This window comes from Bacillus sp. EB106-04-02-XG92 (assembly GCF_058791995.1).
In genome coordinates this window covers 54,796-71,813 of the sequence record NZ_JBYTEA010000006.1, presented here as the reverse complement: position 1 = coordinate 71,813, position 17,018 = coordinate 54,796, and the positions used below count along the sequence as shown (strand labels likewise).

At 34.0% G+C, this 17,018-nt stretch carries 15 protein-coding genes and 2 pseudogenes; 5 read left to right on the top strand and 12 right to left on the bottom strand.

Going from position 1 to position 17,018, the window contains the following annotated elements; translation table 11 throughout:
- Window positions 1–17 precede the first annotated feature (17 nt).
- From AC3WVA_RS16480 to AC3WVA_RS16470, 3 genes are all read right to left on the bottom strand, one after another.
- The gene (locus tag AC3WVA_RS16480) at window positions 18–1,349 is read right to left on the bottom strand and encodes an erythromycin esterase family protein (RefSeq protein ID WP_098346721.1); all 1,332 of its coding nucleotides are present in this window, start codon (window positions 1,347–1,349) and stop codon (window positions 18–20) included.
- A gap of 437 nt (window positions 1,350–1,786) precedes the next feature.
- Window positions 1,787–3,376 carry a bifunctional metallophosphatase/5'-nucleotidase gene (locus AC3WVA_RS16475; RefSeq protein WP_098346722.1) on the bottom strand — a complete coding sequence of 530 codons (1,590 nt, stop codon included), beginning with the start codon at window positions 3,374–3,376 and terminating at the stop codon, window positions 1,787–1,789.
- Window positions 3,377–3,763: 387 nt separating this feature from the next.
- The gene (locus AC3WVA_RS16470) at window positions 3,764–4,600 is read right to left on the bottom strand and encodes an alpha/beta fold hydrolase (protein WP_098346723.1); all 837 of its coding nucleotides are present in this window, start codon (window positions 4,598–4,600) and stop codon (window positions 3,764–3,766) included.
- Window positions 4,601–5,092: 492 nt separating this feature from the next.
- On the opposite strand from AC3WVA_RS16470, the gene ycaC reads away from it, so the two are divergent.
- From ycaC to AC3WVA_RS16450, 4 genes are all read left to right on the top strand, one after another.
- Window positions 5,093–5,737, top strand: coding sequence for an isochorismate family cysteine hydrolase YcaC (gene ycaC, locus AC3WVA_RS16465; RefSeq protein WP_492322042.1), 645 nt, complete (start codon window positions 5,093–5,095; stop codon window positions 5,735–5,737).
- A gap of 171 nt (window positions 5,738–5,908) precedes the next feature.
- Window positions 5,909–6,553 carry a hydrolase gene (locus AC3WVA_RS16460; RefSeq protein ID WP_000067162.1) on the top strand — a complete coding sequence of 215 codons (645 nt, stop codon included), beginning with the start codon at window positions 5,909–5,911 and terminating at the stop codon, window positions 6,551–6,553.
- Window positions 6,550–7,143 (top strand): antibiotic biosynthesis monooxygenase, encoded by a 594-nt coding sequence (locus AC3WVA_RS16455; RefSeq protein ID WP_098521638.1) that lies wholly within the window; start codon window positions 6,550–6,552, stop codon window positions 7,141–7,143. Before AC3WVA_RS16460 ends, AC3WVA_RS16455 begins: the two co-directional genes overlap by 4 nt.
- 13 nt (window positions 7,144–7,156) lie before the next feature.
- The gene (locus AC3WVA_RS16450; protein WP_492322041.1) at window positions 7,157–8,992 is read left to right on the top strand and encodes an amidohydrolase; all 1,836 of its coding nucleotides are present in this window, start codon (window positions 7,157–7,159) and stop codon (window positions 8,990–8,992) included.
- 318 nt (window positions 8,993–9,310) lie between these two features.
- On the opposite strand, the gene AC3WVA_RS16445 is transcribed toward AC3WVA_RS16450, so the two are convergent.
- From AC3WVA_RS16445 to AC3WVA_RS16435, 3 genes and pseudogenes are all read right to left on the bottom strand, one after another.
- Window positions 9,311–10,189 (bottom strand): LysR family transcriptional regulator, encoded by an 879-nt coding sequence (locus AC3WVA_RS16445; protein WP_098346724.1) that lies wholly within the window; start codon window positions 10,187–10,189, stop codon window positions 9,311–9,313.
- Between the two features lie 219 nt (window positions 10,190–10,408).
- Window positions 10,409–10,778: pseudogene (locus AC3WVA_RS16440) on the bottom strand (MarR family transcriptional regulator).
- A gap of 506 nt (window positions 10,779–11,284) precedes the next feature.
- Window positions 11,285–11,527, bottom strand: coding sequence for a hypothetical protein (locus tag AC3WVA_RS16435; protein WP_048525485.1), 243 nt, complete (start codon window positions 11,525–11,527; stop codon window positions 11,285–11,287).
- Between the two features lie 226 nt (window positions 11,528–11,753).
- Here AC3WVA_RS16435 and AC3WVA_RS16430 point away from each other — a divergent pair.
- Window positions 11,754–11,834: pseudogene (locus tag AC3WVA_RS16430) on the top strand (DUF2187 family protein); the annotation flags it as partial.
- 58 nt (window positions 11,835–11,892) lie between these two features.
- On the opposite strand, the gene AC3WVA_RS16425 reads toward AC3WVA_RS16430, so the two are convergent.
- The 6 genes from AC3WVA_RS16425 to AC3WVA_RS16400 form a co-directional block, all read right to left on the bottom strand.
- A complete protein-coding gene (locus AC3WVA_RS16425; protein ID WP_000214796.1) occupies window positions 11,893–12,192 on the bottom strand; it encodes an ArsR/SmtB family transcription factor in 300 nt (99 codons plus the stop codon).
- A 625-nt stretch (window positions 12,193–12,817) separates the two neighbouring features.
- Window positions 12,818–13,519 carry a YrrS family protein gene (locus tag AC3WVA_RS16420; protein WP_492322040.1) on the bottom strand — a complete coding sequence of 234 codons (702 nt, stop codon included), beginning with the start codon at window positions 13,517–13,519 and terminating at the stop codon, window positions 12,818–12,820.
- 238 nt (window positions 13,520–13,757) lie between these two features.
- Entirely contained in the window at window positions 13,758–14,192 is a 435-nt protein-coding gene (locus tag AC3WVA_RS16415; RefSeq protein ID WP_048525481.1) for a hypothetical protein, read from the bottom strand.
- Between the two features lie 271 nt (window positions 14,193–14,463).
- Window positions 14,464–14,685: a PDDEXK family nuclease gene (locus tag AC3WVA_RS16410; protein WP_098521642.1), complete on the bottom strand. Its 222-nt coding sequence runs from the start codon at window positions 14,683–14,685 to the stop codon at window positions 14,464–14,466.
- A gap of 77 nt (window positions 14,686–14,762) precedes the next feature.
- Window positions 14,763–15,713 (bottom strand): magnesium transporter CorA family protein, encoded by a 951-nt coding sequence (locus AC3WVA_RS16405; RefSeq protein WP_098521643.1) that lies wholly within the window; start codon window positions 15,711–15,713, stop codon window positions 14,763–14,765.
- A gap of 276 nt (window positions 15,714–15,989) precedes the next feature.
- On the bottom strand, window positions 15,990–17,015 hold the full coding sequence (locus tag AC3WVA_RS16400; RefSeq protein WP_098521644.1) for a ParM/StbA family protein: 1,026 nt from the start codon (window positions 17,013–17,015) through the stop codon (window positions 15,990–15,992).
- Window positions 17,016–17,018 lie beyond the last annotated feature (3 nt).

Sequence of the window (17,018 nt, the reverse complement as noted above, 5' to 3'; positions counted from 1 at the left end):
GACATATGATTCTACTTTTATTGATGCACTTGAGATGGACTCACTTTTTGAATTTGAACAAGTATATCAAATGATTTCCCTAATGATATATCAACAGTTTTTGGTATAGTAGGCCCTTCGGTAGTTATCCCAGCGAAAATTGGATGTTGTTCGTTTAACCAAGTTTTTGTCACTCCGTTCGCCTTACGTAAATCAATAAAAAATTGATCTTTTTTGACCTGTCCAAAGATATAGTTATAACTTTTTGGATCATCTGATTTCAATGTTCCATATGGACCAAATTCACCGTCACTATTATAGACATTATATTGTCCTTCGTAAACTGACGTTCCAATAGATACATACCGTTTTCCATAGTATTCTGCTAAATGCTGCCCAGCTACTTTAGGGTATATAAAAGGAATCATATTTGTTTTCGAAACGTGCCCATTATGTCCCCATACAATGGTTTTTCCTAAATGTTCTTCAGTCCACTTCGCATTTTCATACATTGCGATATCATGTTTCAAAAAGATATCCGATGGTTTATCAGGCGGTGACGCTAACATTGTAGTAAACTGTTCAATAATACGGGCATTTTGTTTTATCCATGCAAACTCTTTGGATTTTCCATTTAGATAACTTTTATTTTGTTCTAATAAAGCACCAATTTGTTTAGCATCTGAAATATACTTTTCTTTTTCTTCTTTCGAAAGGCTCTCAAAAGTATTCATATCCTTTGTTACAGGAATAAGACCTTTTATCTTCGCTTCTATTCTAGGCACAAGATCTGAATTGTTCCTCTTTGTATATTCTATTATATTATTATAAACATTCTCATTTACTGATTGAATATCCATCCCGATGACACGCACTTTAGATTTATGTTTTGGATTAGCATTATATTGCCGAATCCAATCAAGTAAATCCAACATTTCTTTCGTCTTAAATGTAGGTGATAGATGTTGGCTTGGGTTTCCCTTACCAGTAAGAACATATCTATCAAGTTCCAAAGCTCTGTCCCACCCCTCTTCTAAAACTAAGTTGGTAAAGCCCTTTTCAGATACTAAGTAATTAACAATACGGTGTTTCATTGTAAAAACTTCATGAGCCCCATGTGTAGCTTCACCTAAACCTACAATTGAAGCTGAACCTACCATATTCTTAAGTGATTTTAAATCATTAAGAGATGCAGTTGGATTAGTTGTTTTTAAAGGCTTTGCATGTGCTTCTAACCATTCCACTATTTGATTTGTATTGTATGGAGCTGTAACAGAAACTTCTGTTTTCGAATCTGCATAAGTACTTCCTACAAAATTAGTGAATGTTATAGCAGAAGCAACAATTGCAATAATCATTTTCTTTTTCATAAAAACCTCCTGAAATACATCTTTATTAATTTTCAACATAATATAAGGACTTCCGTTAAAACCATTAACTCCCTTATTACTGTTAAGATACATTTATTCTAGTTCCTAAAACTCACTTATTTCTTAATAGGTTCTTAAGAAATCCTTAATTCACTCATACGAATATAAAACTACATGAGCTTCAATCCATTGTAGTGTAGTTAATATTTGGCTAATAGGAAGTTCCAAATTTTGTTTTTTTGCAATGTATTCTCTTCATCATAGAGTTAGTTTAGGAGGTATTTTGTGTTTACTTCATTTTTTTCTGCGCTCTGCATCTAGGTGGTATATCCACCGGCCACGGTAAGGCTCTATTTCAAATCCAAAAAAATAGATTACCTGCACACGAAAAATTATAGCGTACAGGTAATCTATTTGTTTTTGAGATTAATAAAAACCTAATTTGTTTTTTGAATTCTTCCATCAATAATAGACTGAATTGGTTCTTTTGATTTTTTTATATAATCTACTAACGCTTCAAAATCAGTTGGCCCTGCTTCAGCATCTTTACCGTTTTTAAAGGATACAAATCCATCTCCACCTGAAGCTAAAAATGCGTTAGCAACGACGCTGTAAGTTTTAGAAGGAATAATTTCTTCTCCATTTGTTAAGCGAATACTTGTTACTTTTTCTCCATTAGGCTTGTTCGAATCCCAAGTGTATTGGATCCCTGAAATTTGAAGCATTCTTGTTATGTCTTTTTGCCATTGTTGATTTAAAATATCACGAATGTCTTGGCCTGTTAAATTTACTTTTATTAATTGATTTCCGAATGGTTGAATACCATATATCTCTCCCCATGTAATATCACCAGCATCTAAGTCATTACGAATACCACCAGGATTCATAAGTGCAATTTGAGATTGCATTGTTGCACGCTGGGCATCAGCAACTAAATTTCCGAGAGTAGATTCACCAGCCGTATTGAGTTTACGATCTAGTGGAGCAATAGATTTACCTACAACTTCATTGACAAGAGGTGCGATTTTCGCTTGATATTTCTCCATCTTCTTCTTTATTTTTTTATCAGGCTCCATGCCTTCATGGTAAGTTGTAACAATTTCTGCTTTTTTCTCAACAATATCTTGTGTTTTACGATCGATCTTTACATCAACATCAGCAAAAGCCATACCATAAGAATTTGCTTGTACGACAAGTTTATTATTAACAGTTCCATTTACATAAGTGTGGCTATGCCCACCAAAAATAACATCGACTTCTGGATCAGTCTCATTTGCTAATCGGACGATATCACCATTTGTTACACCGTTCCCATCTGTTATACCTCCGTTATGCGCAAGAACAACGATAGATTTAACGCCTAGTTTTTTTAATTGCTTTACGGATTTGTTAATAGCTTCAACTTCATCTGTAATTTCTACATTCTTTAGCATAGTAGGCATAACAAGGTTAGGAACATCCGTTGTTACGACTCCGATGAATCCAACAGGAACTCCTTGTACCTTTTTTATAGTGAATGGTGGTAAATATAAACGACCAGTGGATTTATTATAGAAATTTGCGGCAACATATGGGAATTTTGCTCCTTTAAAATTCCCTGTTTTCTCATGGTATCCACCATAAATAAGGCGGTTCATTTCCGCAACACCTTCATCAAATTCATGATTTCCTATAGTTCCAACATCGAATTTCAAATCATTTAGAAATTCAATCGTAGGTTCGTCTTGTAATAATGCTGAAACAGGAGTACTTGCTCCAACAACATCGCCAGCATGTACCTTTAATGTATTCGGATTTTGTTTTTCACGATCACGTAAATAAGCCCCTAAGTACTCAATTCCCCCTGCATCTTTATTGTTAATTTTTTTTACAGTGTCTAGTTGCCCATGAAAATCGTTAATACCGAGCATTTGCACATCTATGTAGCGGTTTGGTTCTGTACTCGCTTGTACTGAAGGCAAAGCAAATACACTAGTAAAAGTAACTGTACTTATTGCTAAAGCAACTGGAATGATTTTTTTCAACATAAAATTTCTCTCCCCTAATAATTAAAATCTGACATAATACGATGTTATTTTAATATATTAAGAGAATTATTTCTATAAAAATTCAACTAATTATAAAAATTAATAAGATTTTATTATTTTCTGACAAAACATTTCTTTTTTTGAGGATTATTCAAAATATTATCTTGATAGTAATATAACAATACTTCTAAGAAATCTAAAAAACTCTAATCAATACATTTTAGCTGTTAAGAAGAATATTCAATCCAAAACTACTGGAGATTTATCAACCTAACATCTCAATATCACCATTTAAAAAGATGCTCCTGGATTTATCCAAGAGCATCTTTTATAAAGCTTTATTTTAACTTGTTTATAAGTTATCAATTAACAATTATATAGTTGTAATCAGTCCTTTAAAAATAATAGGAGTGCTTCATTAAATTCTTTGGCATGCGTTGCATTTAGCCCATGTGGACCACCCTTTATTAACGTTACTTTAGACTTAGGAATTGCTTCATGTGTTAATTTCCCACTATATTCAAATGGTACAGTCGCATCTGAATCACCATGAATAATAAGGGTAGGTATATTAACCTTAGCTAAATCGCCTCTGAAGTCTGTTTTGCTGAAAGCAGCGATACAATCTAGTGTTCCTTTAGGTGATGCACCTGCAGCGATATCCCTATTGTAAAGTCGAAATGGTTCACTAACTAAGTCAGTTCGATCTCCAGCAGCAAAAAATCCTTTCGTAAACTCATCAAGGAATGCTAGGCGATCACTTTTTACTCCATTTTCAAATCCTTGAATTGCTACATCATCTAATACACCCTCAGGATGTTCTGCTGACTTGTAAAGGAATGGTGGTACAGCTCCTGCAAATACAGCCTTCTCTACTCTATTCGTTCCAAATTTCCCAATATACCGGGCTACTTCGCCTCCACCCATAGAAAAACCAACAAGTGTGACATTTTGAAGCTCTAAATGTTCTAATAGTTGATGTAAATCAGAAGTAAAGGTATCATATTCATACCCTTCCCACGGCTGAGATGATTTTCCAAATCCTCGACGATCATATGTTATAACTCTGTATCCAGCCTCAACAAGAGCTGGAACTTGGTATTCCCAAGATCGACCACTTAACGGCCAACCATGAATGAGTACAACTGGGTTTCCTGTGCCATGATCCTCATAATATATCTCAATTGGTGCTTGATTTTCGGTTCCTACAGTAATTTTAGCCATTCTCCTACCTCCTTTAATATGTATCCTTTTCTTCAATAATCCGGATGAATCTCATAACCTATTTATACAGATTTATATTGTGAACGCTAAGCATGAAACTCTATTCTTCCGGTGAATTCATTTTCTGTTTATGAAACAATTCCCCTCTCATACCTTTTTCATAACGAAGTAATTGCTGAACATTCCTCCTATTCAATTCTAATAACAAAAATAGGTGACTATCAATATCGTTCTATCTATAGGATGTATAGGTAAAACCAATCTATTTTATAGTGAAAACAACTATAGTTACGACCTATGCAAATTATAGATAATTTAGAATTGATTAACGAATCTGTTTTCAAATACTATAAATTTGTATAGCACTTCATGTTCTGTGAAGGCTGCTATAACCAATATTATTGGTCAGCTTAGTTATAAACGAAGAAACTTATGATAGTATTCGACTATTTAAACTTTCTTCGATTACTTAATTTTTAGGAGGAATACATAATGACTGATCTCTATTCTCGTATTAACAAAGATGATGCTGTCGTTCTTTTAGTAGACCATCAAACTGGTCTTATGTCCGGACTAGTACGTGACTATGGTGTTGATGAATTCAAAAACAATGTTTTAGCTCTTGCTCACACTGCTAAGTTTTTTGATTTACCAGTTATTTTAACAACTAGCTTTGAAAACGGACCTAATGGACCTTTAATGCAAGAATTGGTTGATCTCTTTCCTCACGCACAAAAAATAGCTCGACCTGGACAAATTAACGCATGGGATAATGATGATTTTGTAAAAGCAATCGAAAAAACTGGAAAAAAACAACTTATCATCGCGGGCGTAGTTACGGACGTTTGTGTTGCTTTCCCGGCACTTTCCGCTATAAAAGCTGGATATGAAGTATTTGCTGTTACTGATGCTTCAGGAACTTTCAGTAAACAAGTTGCAGATGCTGCCAATACGCGTATGGCACATAATGGTGTGCAACTTATGAACTGGTTTAGTGTAGCTTGCGAATTACAACGGGATTGGCGCAACGATGTCGAAGGTTTTGGCAATTTACTTGCTAGTAATCTTCCAGGTTATCAAAATATAATTGGAAGCTATTTAGGAGCTCAACGAGATCTTAGTAAACAAAATGCATAAATATATTCCAAAGAAATAGCTTTCAATTACTTTTTTAAAGTAGATATTATAGATTTAGTGCTGATTAAATCAGCACTAAATTTTAAATTAAAAAGTATAGAAAAGCTTTTATTTTTATGGTTACAGCTTAAATTAACTTTTTGAAAATAATAAAAAAAGGAGTGTTTTATTATGAGTAACTTAGAATTGTTAAATCCGGAGAACAGTGCCTTAATTTTGATTGATTTTCAACCTCAAATGACTTTTGGAGTTGCAAGTATTGATAGACAAACATTGATTAATAACGTTATGCTGCTTGCTAAATCAGCAAAAACTTTTAACGTACCTACTATTCTTACTACAGTTGAGACACGCAGCTTTTCTGGTTATTTTTGGCCACAAATTCTTGACATATTCCCAAACCATGAAATTATAGAACGCAGTTCAATGAACTCTTGGGAAGATCCAAAATTTGTTGAAGCAGTTAAAGCAACAGGTAGAAAGAAATTAATATTTGCAGCACTTTGGACTGAAGTTTGCCTTGCATTCCCTGTGCTTGAAGCAATTAAAGCTGGCTATGAGGTGTATGCAGTTGATGATGCTTCAGGTGGCACTAGTTTGACAGCACATAACGCTGCTATGCGTCGTGTAGAACAAGCTGGTGCAATTCCAGTGACAGCAATTCAAGTTTTACTTGAATACCAACGTGACTGGGCACACAAAGACACTTATGACGCTGTAATGGAGATTGTAAAGGAACACACTGGTGCTTATGGTCAAGGTGTAGAATACGCATATACTATGGTGCATGGCGCGCTTCCAAGCAGGAAAATATGAAACACGAAGGAGTAGCTGTCGAAGAGACTCATACAGGGAACACGATGGATGCTGCCGATCCAGTAACAACGATTGTTACATGGAAAATTCAACAAGGTAAAGAAAAACAGTTTGAAACATGGAGACATGAAATCGAAGCTGCCGCTACTAAATTCCAAGGGCATTTAGGTGTAAATCTAATAGTCCCAAATAACGAATCCAGAGAGTATACTGTTATTTTTCGCTTTGATACGTATGAGCATCTACGTGCTTGGCAAGAATCAGATGTTCGCCGAGATTTGTTAAAAAAGGCAGAACAATTTCAAGTTACTAATCCAAGTTACAAAACTGAAAGTAGTTTGGCTTATTGGTTTGTTACTCCGAAAACGCCAATTCCACCGCCAAAATGGAAAATGTCTATCGTTACCCTTCTGGGTGTATGGCCTCTTAGCATGTTAGTTCCTAAATTGATAGGACCTATTATAAAACATATGGATCCTATTATGTCCGCTTTTTTCGTTTCTGTATGTATAGTGTCCTTGCTATCATGGGTAGTTATGCCGATTTTCGGTAAATTATTTCATCCATGGTTACAAAATAATAGGAAGTAGACGAGGTGCGAATATGAATGTACCGGATATGATCTTATATAACGGAAAAATTACTACCCTTAATCCCTCTCAACCTGAGGTATCTGCTATCGCCATAACTGATGGTTTAATAACTGTAGTAGGTGAAGATGAAATTCTTAATAGTGCCACAGAAAAAACAAAAAAAATAGACCTTAAAAGAAAGAGAGCTATTCCAGGCTTGAATGACTCTCATATACACGTTATTCGTGGCGGTCTTCATTATAATATGGAATTACGATGGGAAGGTGTGCCTTCACTTGCCATAGCTCTCGAAATGCTCAAAGAACAGGCAAGGCGTACACCTGCTCCTCAGTGGGTAAGAGTAGTTGGAGGTTGGTCTGAATTTCAATTTAAAGAGAGACGGTTGCCAACTCTGGAAGAGATTAATGCTGTTTCTGAAGACACGCCTGTCTTTGTGCTACATCTTTACGATAGAGCACTTGTAAATCGTGCTGGGCTGCGTGCACTGGGGTACACAAAAGATACCCCAGACCCTCCAGGTTGCTTAATTGAGCGGGATAAACGAGGTAATCCAACGGGCCTTTTAATTGCGAATCCTAACGCTTCTATTCTTTATTCTAGTCTGGGTAAAGCTCCAATACTTCATTTTGACGACCAGATTAATTCAACTCGCCATTTTATGCGCGAATTAAATAGATTGGGTATTACAAGTGCTATTGACGCAGGTGGCGGATTCCAAAATTATCCTGATGATTACAAAGTTGTTGAACATTTAGCCGAGAAGGAACAATTAACTTTGCGTATTGCTTATAATCTATTTACGCAAAATCCTAATCATGAATATGAAGACTTTGCTTCATGGGCCAAAATTGTTTCTCCAGGTCAAGGAACTGATAAGTATAAAATGAATGGTGCCGGAGAAATGTTAGTATTCTCGGCAGCCGATTTCGAAAAATTTCAAATGCCAAGTCCTGAACTAGCTACGATGATGGAAGCTGACTTAAAGAAAGTAATTTCTCTATTAGTGGAAAACCGTTGGCCATTCCGTTTACATGCAACTTATGACGAGTCAATCACACGATTTTTAAATGTATTTGAGGAAGTCAACAAAGAAATCCCTTTTAATGGTCTAAGATGGTGGTTTGACCATGCAGAAACAATCTCAGATCGTAGTATGGAACGTGTTAAGACTTTAAATGGCGGTATTGCCATCCAAGACCGCATGGCTTTTCAAGGTGAATACTTTGTTGATTTATACGGAAAGGAAGCTGCAAAGCGTACTCCTCCAATTTATCGGATGTTAGACCTAGGTATACCTGTTGGCGCCGGTAGTGATGCAACTAGGGTTTCCAGCTATAACCCTTGGGTCGCTCTTTACTGGATGGTTGCCGGAAAAACCATTGGTGGACTTTCGATATACGATGAAAAAAATAAACTTGATAGAAAAGTAGCCCTGGAATTATATTCAAAAGGAAGTGCGTGGTTCTCTGGTGATGAAGGTAAAAAAGGAACCCTTGCAGTAGGTCAGTTTGCTGATCTTGCTGTATTGTCTGCTGACTACTTTACTGTGCCAGAAGAAGAAATCAAGAACCTTGAATCATTACTCACCATTATGGGTGGGCAGGTTGTTTATGGAAATGATGAATTTAAAAATTTATCACCTGAATTGCCACCAGCATCACCTGATTGGTCACCGACGGGAGTTTATGGTTATGGTGGTGCTAACCTAGCCCACACTATACTTTCTCACGATGCCCATGATCACAAGTTACATAGTTGCAGTAACCCTCTCCATCAACACACTCATACCGTAATAGGAAAAGATGGAACTAAATGGGGTATTGGTTGTACTTGCTTTGCTTTCTAAGTCAAAACCACCGGTATAATGCCGGTGGTTTTTTTTATGCAATAAGAATATGTAAAAATAAATAGCAGTATATCCCTAATGGAATCTATTACTATGCGATAAGACCAAAGAGTTAATTGATTAACTTGACTTGTTTTTAACAGCCTTCTCTCCTTGCAAAGTCTGTCCTTTTCCCCTTAAGTAAAAGTCCATGGTATTCCATTTTGAAGCGACTACACCACACATATAAATCTACTTACCCTTTGACTGTAATTTAGGTCTTCTCCCAAGAATTATGTATCATGTTTAATTCTCACACTATAATCATTATTATTTTTATTATACTAATACTTTTTCAGGATTATTTAACTTCTGCATAAAGATACGTGCTGCAAAACTTAAAAATTTATCATCAAAGTGAATAAGATTAATATCTTGACTTGGTGTTGGGTCAATAATACGAACTATGCTCAAAGTATCATTATTAACAAAGTTAACCAGTGAAAGAGGTATTATGGCAACCCCATGTCCATTGTATACAAGGCTCAATAGAGAAATAGAAGATTTTGTTTCTATATTTGCTTCAGATAAAGATAACCCTAAACTCTCACAATATATTTTAATAGATTCACGACAACTACATGAAACCATTATTCTACTGAGCCCTACTAATTCTCGAAAAGAAACAAATGATGTTTCATTCAAAGAATGATTTTTTGGAATGACAAGGACAAGCTCTTCTCTATACAAAAGGGTGCTTGTTAATGTGTCTGGAATTTGAGCACTACGCGTGATGCCTATATCAATATTTTTATCAACGATTTGATTTACAGCAACTTCGGATTCTATAATTTTTACTACGATGTTAGGATAATGTTGTTGAAACTTCATAATATAAGGTGTTAAATAAGTGAGATCCTCTAATAAACCTCCTATAGTAATTACCCCTCTTTTTACACCCTTTAATTCAAAAATTTCATTATAAACGTCATCAAATTGTTGCATGATAAATTTTCCTTTATCAAATAGCAGCTTACCCGCTTCTGTCATTTTGATACCTCTTCCAACTCGATGAAACAAGGGTGTATCAAGTTCACCTTCTAACACACGGATTTGTTGGCTTAAAGTCGGCTGTGAAATACCTAGAACTTCCGCAGCTTTAGTAAAACTATTATTATTACAAACTTGAATAAAATACTCTAAATGACGTAATTCCATTCTTGATACCCACTCTCCGCTTTATGAAAGATTTATAATGAAAAGGACGATATGTATATCGTTAACATAACAACTATCTTTCTTACTATATCAATTGCAATTACATAATTTATTTACTTTGCATTACAATAAATTTACTACTATTTATTAATTTTTCCTCCTATTTATTTAATTTATATTTAATTAGGATATTACTAAGCAGAAATAACCTCTAAAAACTTACAATTTCTGTGTGTAACATCCTAACTTTTTCAACTGTTTAATTATCATTTTTTCTCCATATAGTCCAAACTATCAAATATTTGCCGAATCCCCCTTTATGCTGAGGAAAAATAGTGTCCATTAATTCAATACCTTCTGAAATATTTGACGCGTACGTGATACTACTACTTGCAAGTAATATTTTGTCTCCAAGTTTTTGTATAAGCTGATCGCTTTTACTGTATAGTAGCTCACGCACTGCAAATTCAGTTGGATTAAGTCCATAATTTTTTATATCCTTTGCAATACATTTAGTGATTGACTGTAATTCCCTTCATAATATAACAAATAACTTTAAATATAGGCTCTCATCGTTAATCACGCTCATAATTCCCAATCCTTTACAAGTTATCTTGAATTCGAGATTTATTATATTATCGTCAAAATATTATGTCAATCATTCATTTTAGCGTTATCAAGCCACTTATAATTTATTTCTCAACATAAGACATATGGAATTAGAAGAAAACAATTGTTACTATATAAGTATCTCAATTACGTTATTTCTTTTAAAGAGAGCTTGTTGTCTAACGCAAGTTCTCTTTTGTCATATTCTAAATTGAATCGGAACAAATTTCAGATGATGCGTCTGCCTATGTATATGATATAGTTTTAAAAAAAGATTAGAGCCCTCCTACAAAAAGGAGCGCTCTAATCTTTCATATAAAGTGAAACTTTAATCAGTGGGGGTTTTGTTCATCCCCCACTGATTATCAGCCCTCACCAATCGGACGTTTACGGACAGCCCGACTCCCACCTAACTTCTTTGCTCCAACTGAATTTTGAGGTGGGAGTTTTACTGTCCGTTAACGCGGGATAAAATTAGTACCTCACTTAAGAAGTTTTAAAAGACAAGCTTGTTAATGATGCTCCAACACTTAAATCGTCATTTAATACGAGGGATAAACAAGCTACTAATGGTAATGTAATAGTAATTGAGCCATCAGAATTAATCACTATACTAGGACTAGATCCACACTCTTCTCCACCACTTACAATTGATTCTACCCCACCACTAGGAGTAAACGTAACAATAAGACACACATCGATACAAATATCATTTAAAGTATATGCCATTACTTATACCCCTCCCTAAAACAATTTATAATAAGCTATGTAGTAAAAAGGGCTAATGACACAAAAAATTTTAGAAGAAGGCGCATTAAGGTGTTTTTTCTATTTTCACAGAGACCTGCTCAATTCATCCTTAAAAACCCAAGGTAAAGTGAACCCGTTAAAGTCTATGGAAAAAGCTCTAATCCTCCCTTATCTAAAGGAGGAACTATTATTATGGGATATGATTATAGTAAGCGGTGGTACTTTTGAATTTGATCAAACCATTGTAAATCATAAAAACTATACAATTTCAAATGTAAATACATAAAGCAATACAAAATAGCCCCTTCTCACCAGCAGCGGCTATTTTATATGAAAATACTTCATTAGTTTATATATCCTAAAACACTTACAATCTTACTCGCTTTTAAATTATGAATATGATAATAAATTTCTAAACCTTTTCGCTCAGCTCGTAACACTTTACCCTTCATTTTTGATAAATGTTGTGAAACTGTCGATTGTGGAATATTCAGTAATTCTGTTAATTGTGTTACATTACACGTTTTTCTCGTACTTAATTCATTTACAATTTGTAAGCGGATTGGATGCGCCATAATTTTCAAAATATCTACATCTTCTTCTGAAACTAAACTTTTTCTCATTTCACTTGTATATGTTGTCATAGGACATTCCCCTTTTATATGAACTCCTTTTATTTTGATCTATTTCCAAAATATTTAAAACTCCGATGTAAAACCTTTATATGAAAATAAAGGAATTTTAAATTTTTAAAAACAGAACGAAATACAATTCACTTTATTTGCTCTTTCATTACATATAAATAATAAAATATTAATATGTGCTCTATGTGAAGTTAGCCTAAATTTATAATGAAGATTTTTCAAATCATTCACATGTAACTACCGATTTTTCTGCTTTGTGTTTCCCTTCTATCTTTGTTGTTTTCTTTCCTTGAGCTTTTCATTGTTTTCTCTAGGTGCAGGAGTGTTGGTCATATAAAGATCGATACTACTAAGTCGTTTACTACGAGGAGAATATTTCCTTTCTTTCTATTTTCTTGTACAACTTAATCCTGTAATCGTTTTTTTGTTGTTCTTTGGTTAATAGATGAACGCTCACACGAGATAAGACTTTATTGGTTATCAAAGTTGGTCCGCATCAGGATCTAACAAATGAGTCCAAGTAATTAATGCTGTCAACATAACAAAAAGAGTCCTTATTGATACGGACTCTTTTGTGAGTTTTTACAAAAGTAAACTTTTAAACACATAATTACATTTCTATTATTTATTTCAACACTTGAACAGATGCTGGTTTCCACCCCTGATTCTCTACCCAATCAATATCAACCTTATATTTTTTATTACTTTGCTTATCTCGTACATTACCGTAGGCTTTATTATCACCATTATTCCCAATAAAATCGAAAATCAATTGGCTCTCTGGAACATCAACAGCATAAGAAATTGCTTGTTTCATCTCACTCCAATCTACTGTTCCTTCTTTAAATTTCATTTCAGGTTTTGCTCCTTGCACTGTACCAATTGGCTTCCAAGAAGGATTAGTTTGAGAACCCTTTTCTTGAGATGCCATTTTTTCTCCCTCTTTATTTTCATTTCCGTTCATTTTTACCGATTTTTCTGCTTTTTGTTTCTCTTCTAACAGTGCTGCTTCTTTCTCCTCACGTTTCTTCTCTTCTAGCAGTACTGCTTCTTTCTCCTCACGTTCCTTCTCTTCTAACTGCGCTGCTTCTTTCTCTTTACGTTTCTTCTCTTCTAACTGCGCTGCTTCTTTCTCTTTACGTTTCTTCTCTTCTATCTTTGTTGCTTTCTTTTCTTGAGCAATTGCTTTCTTTGATGTATCAGAAGGGGAAAACAACTGGTATGTCACTATACCAACTGTCACTAATACCAAAGTAACTGCAATATTAAAAACCACCTTTTTACGACGATTTTGTTGTTTTTCTTGAAACCTGCTTACTTGTACCATTTTTTAAACCCCCGAATTTATTTTCTCTTCTAATCTTTATGCATCATTCTTATAATTCTTAATATTTTTATTAAACGATGGAAATAAATCACAATTCCCATACAAGATTTCATATCATAATAAAATTTGTGTTGTTTCAAGTATCTGACATATGTTATTCAAAAATATTTTAATACATTAAAAATTGATAAACTCCTATTCGTAAGAAACCTTCAATTTTATTCAAAGATGATTCCAATTACGTCCACATTAGATCTCCTGTAGAAATCTTTTTAACAATTAAGCCCCTTCTTCCCTTATTTATAATTTTCAAATTAAACTGCCCTCTATGGTACAATAAAGATGTGTTGTTTTCTACTGGGATATGTCGTAAAATCAGAAGGGATTTTATCTCTTTTACCTTTTTTTCAGAGTAACTTTCACCACTAGGAAACTCTATTATTCCTAATGTAATCTTTAATTCACTTTCATCAAAAGTCCAATCCTTATTAAGTTCCCTTATCTTTTGTATAAAGCTTCTTTTGGTTTTTCCTATATAGATCAATGTTTCATTATTAGCATATACTCTAGAGATTGCAAATATTCCCTTCTTAAAAGCTTCTTCTCTATTATAAAAATCATTTAAACTATACAATCCATACCATTTAATATGTACTGTTTCTATTAACCTCACCTCATTTTTAGATAATATTATAATTTCCGAATGTTCGAATTATTTTGGATACATAGCCTTGATTACTTGAATTATAAATAGTGCTTTTCAATAATACATTTTATTATTACTAATTTCAATAATGAATATGTATATCTCAACATGAATTTCCTATCATTGGTTTCGTCAAGTAAGGCTCATAATTCTCTTCGATAATTTTATCTTACTGTGGTGGGAGAATCCTTGTACAGTGGAGATAGCGTGTCAGCCGGATGAGTTGATTTTTCGTTTTCTAAATACCTTTTCTTAAAATGATATGCGGTGTTTTCACGTAAGACGTCATTTGCATAGAATAGCGTACTTTTTTGTGGGAATTCGAAAATAACACCTTCACAGGAGTCGGACACTTGTCGATAAGCGACATGCCCCCTCTTTGATACATTTTGTTTGCTAAATTGATAAGCATTTCAACATCCCCAAACGAATTCTTTTGTTTTGTTAGCTTGATGGGCATGTGGCACTCCCCCTATTAATAAATATTACTAACCATATATCTATGATTCATATCTATCATATTTTTTATAAACAGGATCAATTAGATTTAAAAAAAGATTTCTTTTTCTTTACTCGTAATAAATCACCTGTCCATCCTTTGACTCGCATATATAAATACATACCCCCTGTTGTGAAAATAATAAATAAGAGAGCGATTAAATAGCTATATTTCCATTCTAGTTCAGGCATATATTTAAAATTCATCCCCCACAATGCTCCTAAGGCCGTCAAAGGCGTACTTACAGCAGTTAATACAGTAAGAGCTTTCATAATCTCATTCCCACGATGTGAAGAAACCACTTCTTGTAAATGAATCATCGTGTCTAATTCTTCTTGGTACTCTTTAACGAGTTGTAATCCACGCTCTAATTTTACGTGTGTTTGTTTATAACAAAGGGTGTTCGTTAGGTTTTCTAACCAAGCTTCCTCCAAGCCTTGTAACACTTCTTGTATTAAGCGAAACACATGTGTGTTCATAAATAATTCATGACGAATATGATAAATTCTTTCTAAAACTGCTATGTTATTATGATGATAAAAATCCCATAATACATTTCTAAAATTGTTTTCGAAATAATCAACCTTTCGCAAGTAATGAGATATAAAGATTGATAAGATAGCACATAATCCTTCAGCGGAACTATTACAATTTTTCACACTAAAAGAGGAATTATCTATTAATTTTTGGAAATCCTCTTCCTCTTTTTCCTGGACCGTTATCAGTATTCCATGAGCTACGAAATAATGAAGAAATTTTTGAATTTGGGCGTCCTTTTTATCTTGATCATATAAAAACGAACCATATACACAAGTTTGACTTGGTGATAACGTATAAACATATAATCCATTTTCACAAGGAGAACTTATTTTCTTTATAAATTGAGAAAAATAAGATGTTACATCACGAGGGATTATAGAAGAAAGTTTTTCAAGTTCACTAGTTTTCACATGATACCAATCCCATTTCGGCATTTTTATACATTCCACATTATTCTTCCTTTCTGAATAGTTTTATGTTTCATCGAATAATATCCGTAATATGAAATTTATATGTAGGTATTCATGTCTTGGAGGAAAAGTTTTTAGATCCTCTACATTACAAACTAAATGGCATAGGAGGTCTTCTTCTGTTACACAAGGAAGACCCCCTATATATTAGTTATTTGGATTCTAAATTTTAAACATTTCCTCTATACAAGCACTTTTTATCTTTTCTTATTTATATGTGGCACGTCTATTTAACGAACTCCATTTCGGTCGTTATTATAATTTAGATTCATATGCAGATTGATTGGTGATGTCGTCAAATACTTGACTTCCAATCATATAGTATCCATGAAGTGCAGCCTCTTTCGAAGCGTCTACCATACGGAAAGAAGAAATTTCACCTTGCATTTTTTCAATTCGTTTTTTGTGGATATCTACTATCCCTCCTGTCCAAATAATAGTGTCATACTGGGCTAACTTAAATTGTTCTTGTAATACACGCATAACGTCTTGGAAGTGTGTATCCAACTCTTTTTGAATCAAAGTATCAACCTGACTTGTCTGAGGATTTTCTTCTCGATCCCCATATCCTTTTTCTAATACTTTTGGCATGTCGTTAATATGCAAGTGATCACTTTCCCCCCCATGATTCTGCAGGATATTCTTAATATTTTTCAAAGGCTTGCTACATCCTAGTTCCGTCTCATAATGATTTAAAATGACATTCTGTTTCATATCTGTCATTTCTAATGTACGAAATCCACCATCAATAATTAAGATACGATCTTGTTCCTGAATGATTCCCTCTTTTAAGAAATAGGCATGTAAAGCGACCGGTTGCTGAAGAATCAAAACATTTTCCACCGTAATATTAATAAATTTCCCATCAATTTGTACGGAAGTTTCTTTTTTTAGTGCACGTTGTAATTGCTCATGCTGACTACCAAAACAAGTAACGGGAAGCCCGGTAACAACTAAAGGTAACACGACATTTTCTTTATAATCCTTTGCAATGCAACCAAATATTTGTTGTTTAAACTGTTCGCTTTCATAATAATTTTCTATTTCTTCGTCAAATGGAGGAAGAAATGAAGCCCCAGATTGATGCGCTTCATTTCCCATGTAGTATGCAAAGTCTAAGTCTATAAAACTTACCTTTGTTAAATCTTCACTTTCAGCATGATTAGGTACAGGGGCTAGTGTGGAAGCTTCACTCTTAATCGTCACCTCAGAATCTACATCCTGTCGATATGCCCGCTTAGTAAAACCAATTCCTACATCAATTGCATACAGAGATTTCATACT

Coding starts and splice junctions, on each gene's coding strand:
- AC3WVA_RS16480 (WP_098346721.1), bottom strand. CDS start 1,349: ATGAAAAAGAAAATGATTATTGCAATTGTTGCTTCTGCTATAACATTC.
- AC3WVA_RS16475 (WP_098346722.1), bottom strand. CDS start 3,376: ATGTTGAAAAAAATCATTCCAGTTGCTTTAGCAATAAGTACAGTTACT.
- AC3WVA_RS16470 (WP_098346723.1), bottom strand. CDS start 4,600: ATGGCTAAAATTACTGTAGGAACCGAAAATCAAGCACCAATTGAGATA.
- ycaC (WP_492322042.1), top strand. CDS start 5,093: ATGACTGATCTCTATTCTCGTATTAACAAAGATGATGCTGTCGTTCTT.
- AC3WVA_RS16460 (WP_000067162.1), top strand. CDS start 5,909: ATGAGTAACTTAGAATTGTTAAATCCGGAGAACAGTGCCTTAATTTTG.
- AC3WVA_RS16455 (WP_098521638.1), top strand. CDS start 6,550: ATGAAACACGAAGGAGTAGCTGTCGAAGAGACTCATACAGGGAACACG.
- AC3WVA_RS16450 (WP_492322041.1), top strand. CDS start 7,157: ATGAATGTACCGGATATGATCTTATATAACGGAAAAATTACTACCCTT.
- AC3WVA_RS16445 (WP_098346724.1), bottom strand. CDS start 10,189: ATGGAATTACGTCATTTAGAGTATTTTATTCAAGTTTGTAATAATAAT.
- AC3WVA_RS16435 (WP_048525485.1), bottom strand. CDS start 11,527: ATGGCATATACTTTAAATGATATTTGTATCGATGTGTGTCTTATTGTT.
- AC3WVA_RS16425 (WP_000214796.1), bottom strand. CDS start 12,192: ATGACAACATATACAAGTGAAATGAGAAAAAGTTTAGTTTCAGAAGAA.
- AC3WVA_RS16420 (WP_492322040.1), bottom strand. CDS start 13,519: ATGGTACAAGTAAGCAGGTTTCAAGAAAAACAACAAAATCGTCGTAAA.
- AC3WVA_RS16410 (WP_098521642.1), bottom strand. CDS start 14,685: ATGCCCATCAAGCTAACAAAACAAAAGAATTCGTTTGGGGATGTTGAA.
- AC3WVA_RS16400 (WP_098521644.1), bottom strand. CDS start 17,015: ATGAAATCTCTGTATGCAATTGATGTAGGAATTGGTTTTACTAAGCGG.